This is a genomic window from Streptomyces sp. NPDC052910 (assembly GCF_055585605.1).
The window spans coordinates 504,661-515,144 of sequence record NZ_JBVJJR010000006.1; the positions used below are offsets into that span (position 1 = coordinate 504,661).

At 76.1% G+C, this 10,484-nt stretch carries 6 protein-coding genes; 2 read left to right on the plus strand and 4 right to left on the minus strand.

Translation table 11 applies throughout. The features are described from left to right. Positions 1-25: 25 nt before the first annotated feature. Entirely contained in the window at positions 26-1,852 is a 1,827-nt protein-coding gene (locus tag ACZ6X9_RS23780; protein WP_469780012.1) for a sugar-binding protein, read from the minus strand. Between the two features lie 210 nt (positions 1,853-2,062). On the opposite strand from ACZ6X9_RS23780, the gene ACZ6X9_RS23785 reads away from it, so the two are divergent. Then, positions 2,063-3,532, plus strand: a complete 1,470-nt coding sequence (locus ACZ6X9_RS23785; protein WP_469780013.1) for a flavin-containing monooxygenase — start codon at positions 2,063-2,065, stop codon at positions 3,530-3,532. A gap of 413 nt (positions 3,533-3,945) precedes the next feature. Then, on the plus strand, positions 3,946-4,860 hold the full coding sequence (locus ACZ6X9_RS23790; RefSeq protein ID WP_469780014.1) for a short-chain dehydrogenase/reductase: 915 nt from the start codon (positions 3,946-3,948) through the stop codon (positions 4,858-4,860). Positions 4,861-4,895: 35 nt separating this feature from the next. Here the strand turns inward: ACZ6X9_RS23790 and ACZ6X9_RS23795 are convergent, their stop codons facing one another. The 3 genes from ACZ6X9_RS23795 to ACZ6X9_RS23805 all read right to left on the minus strand — a co-directional run bounded on the left by ACZ6X9_RS23795 (position 4,896) and on the right by ACZ6X9_RS23805 (position 10,391). Further along, positions 4,896-6,416: an ABC1 kinase family protein gene (locus ACZ6X9_RS23795; RefSeq protein ID WP_469780015.1), complete on the minus strand. Its 1,521-nt coding sequence runs from the start codon at positions 6,414-6,416 to the stop codon at positions 4,896-4,898. A 112-nt stretch (positions 6,417-6,528) separates the two neighbouring features. After that, positions 6,529-8,130 carry a PfaD family polyunsaturated fatty acid/polyketide biosynthesis protein gene (locus ACZ6X9_RS23800; RefSeq protein ID WP_469780016.1) on the minus strand — a complete coding sequence of 534 codons (1,602 nt, stop codon included), beginning with the start codon at positions 8,128-8,130 and terminating at the stop codon, positions 6,529-6,531. Next, positions 8,127-10,391, minus strand: coding sequence for a hotdog family protein (locus ACZ6X9_RS23805; protein WP_469780017.1), 2,265 nt, complete (start codon positions 10,389-10,391; stop codon positions 8,127-8,129). Before ACZ6X9_RS23805 ends, ACZ6X9_RS23800 begins: the two co-directional genes overlap by 4 nt. Between the last annotated feature and the right edge of the window lie 93 nt (positions 10,392-10,484).

Genomic DNA, 10,484 nt, shown 5'->3' on the forward strand with positions numbered 1-10,484 from the left:
GACCCGGCCGGCGTGGGCCCGGCGTTCACTCCGGTCGGCGCGGACCGCAGCCGAGGGGGACGCCGGTGCGGTGGTGCTGGTCGCGGGAGGGGGGCGAGTCCTCGCTGCGGGCGGCCACCAGGGGGATGTCGGGGGCGTGCGCGGGGCGGCCGGGGGGCGGGGTGTGGCCGGGGAGGCGCAGGGTGCCCCAGACGTACGGGTCGGCCTGGGCGCCGCCGTACGCGGACCAGGCGCGCCGGGAGTGGCCGGTCTTGTCCCGGGTGTCGGAGTCGTAGAGGAGGACGTTCGCGGTGAGGCGGTCGGGGTCGGCGGGGGCGGGGAGGCCGGTGAGGGGGATCTTCACTTCGACGGTGTAGCCCTCGTAGGGTTCGGTCACCGTGGACGCCACGGCCAGGCCGGGGGCGGTCCGGGCCGCGGGGCCCTGCCGGTTGTCGCCGTCGCGGGCCGCGCACGGTCCTCCTCCGTGCGCGGTGAAGGGCAGGACGGCGGCCTTGAAGGTCGTGGACGTGTCGTCGGAGCGGCCCTCCGGGTCGAGGTCCACCTCGACGGAGTCCGTGCGCCAGTGGCGCTTGCAGTCCTTGGCGGCGTCGAGCGCGGCGCCTTTCTCGTCGTCCGTGACGTGCACCAGGACGTACAGGTCGTCGCCGTTCCGGGAGAAGCGGGCGTCGGCCGCGCAGTCCCTGGCGGTGGCGCAGCGGGTGCCCTCCCAGTGGGCGAGCTCCACCGCCTTTCCGGGGTATTCGCCGGGGTCCGCCCTGCCGTTCACCACGGGGGCCCGGGCGACCTCGGGCACCGTGGCCGAAGGGGGTTCCGGGTAGTCGGGCTGGGCCTTGCCGGCCAGCCACGGCATTCTCACGCGCCGTGCCCAGTCCCGGAATTCGGCGTACTGGGGCCGCAGACCGGACTGCGGACGTTCCCCGGACGTCAGCGGTTTTCCGTCGTCCGCCACCACCGTGAACCATTCGCAGGGGAGTTCCTCCGCCGGTGTTCCGAGCTTCTCCGGCAGTGCGCCGAAGCCCTGTGTGACGTACACCCGGGCGGCGTCCCGTTCCCGTTGCGCCCAGGTCGCGCCGCCGGCGGAGCGCCGGCCCGGCCAGACGCCGAGCACGGGCAGCCCGGTGTTCCCGTCCTTGATCCGCTTCCCGTCGCACCGTGCCCCGACGGGTCCCTTGAAGCCCCAGCTCTGGGTGAGGAGCCGAGTCGGCCGCCAGGGCCGGTACTTCTCGTGCCGGAGCTGTTCGGGGAAGGCGTCGCTGTCACCGGCCAGGGTGAACGCCTCGATCGCGAGACGTCCCGCCTGCTGGTGGGCGCCGTGCTGGCCGAAGGGCCGCGGGTCCATCGTGACCACGGTCCGGGGGGTGGTCGCCCGGATCACCCGGACGAGCCGCTCCAGGGTGTCCGTCTCCCGCCGGGGCCTCGGGTTCCATGCCCGCCCGACCAGGGGGGCGTTGAGCGTGTACCAGAAGTCCGGCTTGTCGAGGTAGTAGACGTCGCGGATCCCCACGACGCCGACGGCCTCGCGCTCCTCCTTCTCGCGGATCATGCCGAGCGGAACGCCCTCCTCGTCGCCGACGGCGTTGCCGCCGCCCTCGCCCCGGGTGATGGTCACGACCGCGCTGCCGAGTCCGTTCTCCTCCTTCCACCGGCCGAGGGTGGCGAGGGACTGGAACTCGTCGTCCGGGTGGGCGCCGATGAACAGCACGTCGGCGTGCGCCCGGTCCGTACCGCCGCCGGACGGGGTGCGCGCGGACGGCTCGCCCGTGTCGCGGGCGGCCGGCGCGGACCCGGCCAGGAGCAGACCGGTCACCGCGAGGGCGAGCGGCAGCCTGCCGCTCGGTCGGCGTGGGGGCACGGGGACCGGTCCTTTCCTCGGGGGCATCCACCATGGCAGCCGCCGGAGCCGGGGCGGGGGCGGCTCCCCGGCCGCGCCGGGGTGACGTCGCCGCCGCGCGGACCGACGGTTCGTCGGCCGGGCGCCGAGTGGGCCCGCCCCGGCCGGGTAGGTAACCGGGGCGTTCGGCGCGGCGGCTCCCAGGGCGCCGGAGGCGGGGAGGCGGCGCGTATGCACATCGTCGTGGTGGGAGCGGGGTTCGGCGGCATCGCGGCCGCCGTCGAGCTGCGGCGGCACGGGTTCCCGGACGTGGTGGTGCTGGAGGCCGCGCCGGGTCTCGGCGGCACCTGGTTCCACAACACCCATCCGGGTGCCGCCTGCGACACCCCCAGTCACCTGTACGCGTACTCCTTCGCGCGGGGCTACCCGTGGTCCCGCCGGTGTGCGCGGCAGCCGGAGATCCTGGACTACCTGCGGCGTACCGCCCGGCACTTCGGCGTCGACTCCGCGGTGCGGACCGGGCTGACGGTCACCTCCTGCGCCTGGGACGACGCCGCGTGCCGGTGGACGGTACGCGCCCGTTCGCGGACGGGCGCGGAGGACGTCCGGCGGGCGGACGCCCTCGTCCTGGCGACGGGCCGGCTGAACCGCCCGGCCGTCCCCGAACTGCCGGGCCTGGCGCGGTACACGGGCCACCGGTTCCACTCCGCCCGCTGGGACCACGGGTACGAGCTGCGGGACCGGCGGGTGGCGGTGATCGGGACCGGTGCCGCCGCGGTGCAGTTCGTCCCGCGGATCGCGCCGGTCGTCCGCCGCCTCACCGTCTTCCACCGCAGTGGCAACTGGTTCCTGCCCCGCCTCCCGGAAGGCCACCCCGCCGGACGGGCGCTGCTGCGCGGGGTGCCGGGCCTGCGGCACGGCGCCCGGTCGGCGGCCCTCCAGGGCGCGGAACTGCTCGCCCTGGCCGCGCGCCACCCCCGGAGCCTCGGCCGCCTGGCCGCCTGGGCCTCCGGCGCGCACATGCGACGTCTGCTGCCCGACCCGGAGCTCCGTCGGCGGGTGTGGCCCGACTACGCCTTCGGCTGCCGGCGGGTCCTCTTCGACTCCGACTATCTGCCGACCCTGGCGCTGCCCCACGTGGACCTGGTGACGGAGCCGATCGTGCGCATGGCGGAGGACGGCCCGGTGACGGCGGACGGCCGGACGCACCCGGCCGACTGCGTCGTCTTCGCCACCGGCTTCCGGACGACCGAGTCCGCGCTCGGTCCGGACGTGACCGGCACCGGCGGCGTTCCGCTGCGGGCGGCCTGGGCCGAGGGTCCCCACGCCCATCTGGGCATCATGGTGCCCGGTTTCCCTTCGATGTTCCTCATGTACGGCCCCAACACCAATACGTCGGCCGGGTCGGTCCTCCACTTCCTCGAGGCCCAGGCTCGGTGGACGCGGCGGGTGCTGGAGGCGGTCCGGGACGCCGGGGCCGCGGCGGTGGAGGTCCGGCCGGAGGCCGAGGCGGCCGGTGTCCGGGCGGTCAGGGCCCGCTTCGCCGGGACGGCGTGGAACACGTGCGCCTCCTGGTACCGGGACGACGCCGGCCGGCACGTCGTCAACTGGCCCGGGACGATGGCCGAGTACAGTCGGCGCACCCGCCGCCCCGACCCGGCGGACCTGCGGTTCGTCCACCGTCCGCCGCGGGGCGGGTGAGGGGCGGTGAGGGGCGGGCGGACGCCTCGCACCGCTCCGGCACGGCACCGGCCGCCCCTCTTCGGACCGTCCGCTTCCGTTCCGTGGTCATCCTGTCCGACTTTCCGGGGTGCGCCGGGGTTCTCCGGGACCGCCGCGTGCACCGCCCGGCGCCCGGGAAGCATCCCCGCGTCGGGACCGGGACCGGTGGGAGCGCGGCGCCTCGGCCGGGTGCCGGGGGCCGCGACCCCGCCGATCCGTCCGCGGCCGCATTGTGACAACCGGCAGAGGGGAGAACCCGTCGTGTCGCCTTCCGCCGACCGCCGCCACGCCCCGCCGGCCCGGAGTGACCGGCGTCCCGCGCCCCGGGCCGGGGCCTCACCGGTGCCGTCCTCCCACCGGGCCCCGGGCCCCGCGTCGCCCGGAGGAGCACGGTGAGCCGTCGCCGGCCGGCCGACCGGCCGGTACCCGCCGCATGGCGCCAGGCCCTCGCGGGCCGCACCGTCGTCGTCACCGGCGCCGCGCGCGGGCTCGGCGCCCTGCTCGCCCTGCGGTTGAGCGACTGCGGCGCACGACTGGCCCTGGTCGGACTGGAGGAGGAGCGGCTGGGCGTCATGGCCGGCCGCTGTCCCGGCCCGGCGCACCACTGGGCCGCGGACGTCACCGACGGGCCGGCGCTCACGGCCGTCGCCCGCCGGGTGACCGACCGCTTCGGCCGGGTGGACGCCGTCGTCGCCAACGCCGGGATCGCCGTCCACGGCCGCCTGACGGACATCGAACCCGAGGTCTTCGCCCGGGTGATCGAGGTCAACCTGCTCGGCAGCGCCCTCACGGCCCGGGCGTTCCTGCCCGCCCTGCTGGCCGCCCGCGGCCATCTGCTGCAGATCGCCTCCGTCGCCGCGCTCGCCCCGTTCCCCCTGCTCACCGCCTACGCGGCGAGCAAGGCCGGCGCCGAGACCCTCGCCCAGGCCCTGCGCGCGGAGACGGCCCACCGCGGTGTCACCGTCGGGGTCGCCTACATGAGCTGGACCGACACCGACCTGGTGCGCGCCGCCGACCGCTACGCCCCCCTGCGCGCGATGCGGCGGTCGTTCCCGCCGCCGTTCGGCCGGATCCATCCTCCCGAGGCCGTCGTGGACCGGCTCGTCGCCGGCCTCGTCCGGCGCTCCCCGTACGTCTACGGGCAGCGCTGGCTGCGCGGTATCCGCCTCGCCCGTCCGCTGGTCGCCTCGGTCACCGCGCACGCGGGCCCCGGTCTGATGCGCCGTATGGATCCGGCCTTCGCCGCGTCGCGCGACACCGTCCTGCGGCCCCTGGGCCGGGGCGGGGAGGCGGCCTGGCCCGGCTGATCCGCCGGCGCCCGGCCGGGCGCCGGCACGGTGTCTCAGTGCCGGCGCTTCCACCACCACAGCGCGGAGGCCGCCAGGACGGCCCGTGTCAGGCGGCGGTGCCGCAGGTCGCTGTGGTGTTCGGCGAGGGAGAAGCGGCGCTGCACGGGCATGAACTGCACCGTCAGCTCGCCGCCGGCCAGCGAACGGGTGACCGTGCGCAGGTCGCGCAGCGCGTTCTCACCGAGGGCGAGTGCCTGGAGTGCCTGGTATCCCAGGTGCGGGGCGGAGCGGGCCTCGCGGGTGAAGGCGCGCACCACGTGGGGCACGGAACGGACCAGGACCTCGGTGACGGACAGGTGCGGCGCCACGAGGCGCACGGACCCCTCGATGTTGGAGAAGGACTTGCTGAGCAGGCCGATCATGGGGTTGGTCTGGATGCCGCGCGCGGTGGAGTGCTTGAGCAGGCTCGCCAGCGAGGTGCCGAATCTGAGCCGTTCGAGAGGGACGTTGTGCAGGGCGGGCACGAGGATGGTCATGTCCTGGTGGAACCCCGCGAGGTCGGCCCAGGGCATGGGGCGGCCCATCTCCGGCCAGTTGCGGGCCACGATCTGGGCGTCGTTCGCGGCGAGGCCGAGGAGGGTCATGGTCAGGGCGAGGCTCAGGTGACGGTCGATACGGCCGACCATGCCCCAGTCGATCAGGGTGGTCACCCCGTCGGGAGCGACGAAGACGTTGCCGGGGTGCGGGTCGGCGTGGAAGGTGCGGTCGAGCAGGTACTGCCGGCACATGAACGTCAGCAACTGGCCGCCGATCTCCTCGCGTACGGCCAGGGGGAGGCTCCCGGTGCCGGCCTCGCGGATGCTCACGCCGGCGGCACGGGTCTGGACCAGCACGCGGGGAGTGACGAGCACGGTCTCCGGGACGCGCAGCAGGCCGTACGGGCCGACGGCCCGCCGGGCGGCGTCCATGTTGGACGCCTCCAGCGTGAAGTCGAGCTCGTGACGCATGGCGTCGAAGACGACGTGGAGCATGGCGGAGAAGTCGACGGTGGCGCTCAGCAGGGGCGTACGCCGGGAGAGCAGCCGTACGGCGGTGCTCACCAGACGCATGTCGGTGCGCATCACCGCCCGTACGCCCGGCCGTTGGACCTTGACGACGACCGGGCGGCCGTCGGGCAGCCGGGCGGCGTAAGTCTGGGCCACGGAGGCGGCGCCCAGCGGCCGCCGGGTGTCGAGGTCGGAGAAGCGCTCCCGCCAGTCGGGGCCCAGCTCTTCCTCCAGGACGGGCTCCAGGTCGGTGAAGGGGACGGGGGCCGCCCGGTCGTGCAGGGTCTCCAGTTCCGCGGCGACGGCTTCCGGGATCAGGTCCTGCCGGGTGGAGAGCACCTGGCCCAGCTTGACGTACAGCGGGCCGAGCCGCTGCAGGGCATCGCGCAGCCGCACCGCACGGGCCCGGGCGGCGGCGCCTTCCGCCACGGACCCGGGCCACAGTCGGGCGCCGCCCGAGCGGACCTCTTCCACCGCGAGGTCCGCCAGGACGGAGAGCAGCAGCCGACATCGCTGGGCAGGGAGCACGATCGGCCCGCCTTCCTCGCCGCGAGCCCCGGTCGTCCTTCTCCTGGCGTGTCCCCGGCCCGTGGCAGCGCCCGGCCGGATCGGGCCTTCCGGTCCCGCCCACCGCACGGCCTCACCGGCGTGCTCCCGGTGCGGCCGGCTCGGCGGGGGCCGGCACCTCCGGGAGGGCGGGCGGCAGCCGGTAGCGGGCGCAGGCGGCCGGCAACCGGACCCCGGCGAGCCGCAGTTGGGCGACGCGGGCCTCGAACGCCGCTCCGCGTATCAGGTGGGTGGCCACGGCGACGGCCGACCGCCGGGCCGGATCCGCCAGGGCGCTGCCGGCCGTCCAGGCGTTGAACGCGCCCATGGCCGGGCCGCACCAGATCTGCCAGTCCGCGCGGCGGCCGGTCTCGCCGGTGACGGCCCACCGCGAACCCATGGCGAGGTACCAGCGGAAGACGGTCGCCATACGGTACTTGGGGTCCTCCTCCGCCCGCCGGAGCCGGTCGGGGTCGTGCGTGCGCAGGTAGGCGGCCGTGTCGCGCCACACCTCGGCCAGCGGTCGCCGCAGCAGGCTCTCCTCCAGGTGGCGCCGCTCGGCGGGCGGGATCTCCGTCAGGGCGGCGTGGTCGTGGTAGAGGCGGAGGAGGCGCGCGGCCCGGCCGGCGAACATCGTGCCCCGGCCGAGGACCTGCACCCGGACGCCCTGCTCGAACAGGTCCGCCGACGGTGCCATCACGCAGTCGGACGTCCCGGCCTCCGCCAGGAGTTCCTTGACCTCGGCGGAGGTTCCCGCTTCCACCGAGGCCTGGTTGACGGAACCGGTCACCACGTAGTCGGCGCCCAGGGCGAAGGCCGCCATCACGGCCTCCGGCGTCCCGATCCCGCCCGCAGCGCCCACCCGCACCGGCCTGCCGCCGGGGAGCTCGCGGGCCAGGCGGTCGCGCAGCCGCAGGACCTCCGGCAGCGCGACGGCCAGGGGACGGCGGTCGGTGTGGCCGCCGGAGTCGGCCTCGACGGTGACGTCGTCGGCCATCGGCACGGCACGGGCCAGCCGCGCCTGCCCGGTGGTGACCGATCCCCCGGCGAGCAGCTCGCCGACGAGGGACGCGGGCGCCGGGCGCAGGAACATCCCGGCGGTCTCGGGGCGCGAGACCTTGGCGACGACGCGGTGGGCGGCCCGCACCCCGCCGTCCCGTCCGGGGCTCAGCCCGGTCAGCCGGTACCGCACGAGATCGGGGGTGAGCCGGACGAAGGCCGACGCCTCGACGCAGCGCACACCGTGCCGCAGGCACAGGTCGACGCAGACGCGTTCCATGGCGGGGGCCATGGGACTGTGGATGAGGTTGCAGGCGAACGGCAGCCCGTGCCGCCCGAGTTCGCGTTCCAGGCGCTCCAGTGCCGCGGCGAGCCGCGCGGCGGGCAGCCCGGCGGAGCCGAAGGCGGCGAGCCACCCGTCCCGGGCGAGCGCGGTGACCAGGTCCTCCGAGGCGATGCCGCCGGCCATGGCCCCGGCCATGTAGGCGTGGCGGACCCCGTGGTCGCGCCGGAAGCCCGCCGCACCGAGCGCTTCCGGTGGCAGCGGCCCGGCCGAGGCGAGGACCGCCGTGCCGTCGCCGGGCACCGGGGGCCGGTCGGTCGCGCCGACGCGCCCGCCGGCCCGCACGATGTGGCAGGGGCGGCCGGCGGCCGCGAGCAGGGCGTACACCCCGTCGGGGTCGTGGCGTACGGTCACCGGCCCGCCTCCCGTCCGGCGGCCGGCCGCCGCTCGCGCGGCGCGGGGCCGATGTCGACCGCGATCCCGGTCACCCGGTAGATGCGCAGGCCGTCCCGCCAGACGGAGCCGTCGGCCCGCACGAGCACCCGCCCGGCGTCCCGGCGGACCTCGCGGACGTGGACCTCGGCCCGCACCCTCCGGTGCTCGCGCAGGATCTGCCCACGGTAGGACCAGCGCATCTCCTCGCCGACCGCGACCTCGGGGACGGGACGGTCCATGCCGTCCGTCAGACCGGTGAGAAGAGCGAAGGCGTGCACCGCCTGGTAGAGCGTCTGGACGCCGACGGAGCCGGGGAGGACCGGGTCGTTGAGGAAGTGGTGGTCGAAGAACCAGTCGCCGGGGTCCACCGGCTTGTCGCACAGCACGTATCCCCGGCCGTGGTCGCCGCCGTGCGGCACGACGACGGTGTCCGCGAGGAGCGCCAGACGGCCGCGGCCGAGCCGGGGGTCGCCGCTCAGATCGCGGCGGAGGACGCCCTCCGGCGGGTCGGGTTGTTGGTCGAGCCAGGGCGGGACGCAGCGGCCGTCGTCGAGACCCTGCTGCTGGGCGAGGAGCTCGGGGGTGAAGTAGCCGTGGACGGTGGTGCCCGTCCAGAAGGTGCCTTCGCCGTCGAGTAGTTCGATGTCGTAGCGTTGCATGATGCCGCCGGGCAAGGGAGTGTGGGCGCGCAGCGTGCCGCGCTGTCGGACGGTCGTGCCGCGCAGGTTGACGCGGCGGAGCAGCCGGGCGGTCCCCTCGAGATTGCGGCAGGTGAAGTCCTGGTCGGGGTACTCGGTCGACACGCCGAGCGCTCCGCCGAGCAGACCGCACGGCTGCAACGCCATCTCCATCAGGGCGAATTGCGGCATGGCGCCGTTGTGCTCGCGGACGTACCAGGGGTCGGGAGGGACGTCGTGGGCGGCCCGGCCCCCGCTGCCCGCCCGGTACTCGCCGCGGCGACCCGCCGCCCCCTCCGCCGGGGACTCGCCGCGGCGACCGGCCGTCCCCTCCACACGGGAGACGAGGAGGAGGTCGCCGCGCGGCAGGCGGGGGCGGACGCGCGTCGTCGGGAGGCGCTCTCCCGGCGAGTGCATGAGCCGTGCCGGCTCGCCCTCGGCCGTGTGGGCGACGTGCGTTTCGTGGGCGAAGACCGGGCGCCCGCCGGGCGCCTTCCGGCAGGTGGGGGTGCCCGTCACCCGGTCCATGCCGCCTCCCGGGCCCTCGTGGAGGGCGACGGCCGCCTCGCGCAGTCGGGCGACGAGGCGTTCGCCGACGGTGATCCGACAGTCCCCGACCACGTAGGGCCGGGGCACCATGCCGCACCGCGTCACGGCGACCTCGATCTCCGCCGCCCTGCCGCCGTCGAGCGCCGCGCCGTCCACCACTTCGACGCGGACGGTGGTGCCCGGCCGGGGCTCCGCGCGGGCCCCAGGGACGCAGAGGTGGAATCCCTGGTGGAAGGCGTGGACACGCAGGACTTCCAGGGTGGTGAGGACCGCCCACGTCCACACCGCCTCCCCCTTGGGCGGCCGGGCCGTGGCCCGCACGACGGCCTGAGGCCACAAGCCGGTGCGGATGTCGATGGCCGTGACCTCCTCCAGCCGCCCCGGCCGAGCCCAGGGCGCGGGGAGCACCTCGGGTGGCAGACCCGTCTGGTCGAAGCCGGCGCCCAGCACCCGCGCCGCGTCTCCCCGGGCCAGCGCGTCGAGGTCGGCCGGGGACAGGTGGTCCACGAGGGTGCGTGCCAGGGGGCGGGGTTCCGGCGGGTAGCGCGGCGGCGCCTCTTCGGGCCACTCCCCGTGCGCCGTGTCCTGGAGCGCGACCGTGGCCACGGCCCTGCCCCCGGCCAGGACGCGCCGGACTCCGCTACCGGATGCCTCGGCCCGGAGGGCGCCCGGCGTCTCCGGCGGGACGTCGTGCCAGACGACCGTGGCGCGTACCGGTCCGTGCCCGTCGGGCAGGGCACGCGCGGCGGCGTGCAGGACCCCTTCGGCCGGGTCGAGGGCCACCGGCTTCCCGGTCGGGCCGGCCCCTTCCGTACCCGCGCCCCGCGTCTCCCCGTTCGGTACGGACACTTCACCCGGTACGGACATTGCCCGCGCGGGGAACGCCGTCGCCCGGCCGAGCCACCGGGCCGCGATCGCCCGGTGGGCCTCCAAGACGGCCGTATGGGCCGCCTGGAGGCGTTCGGCGACGCGCTCGTGGATCGCGCCGGCGTGGTCCCCGACGGGACCACCCACCGGAGCGTCCCGCGTGGACGCCCTCGCTTTCGCCGCTTCCCCGGCCACGGGCCTTGCACCCACAGGGGGTTCCGCCGGCGTGACCCCTTCGAA

Coding starts and splice junctions, on each gene's coding strand:
- ACZ6X9_RS23785 (WP_469780013.1), top strand. CDS start 2,063: ATGCACATCGTCGTGGTGGGAGCGGGGTTCGGCGGCATCGCGGCCGCC.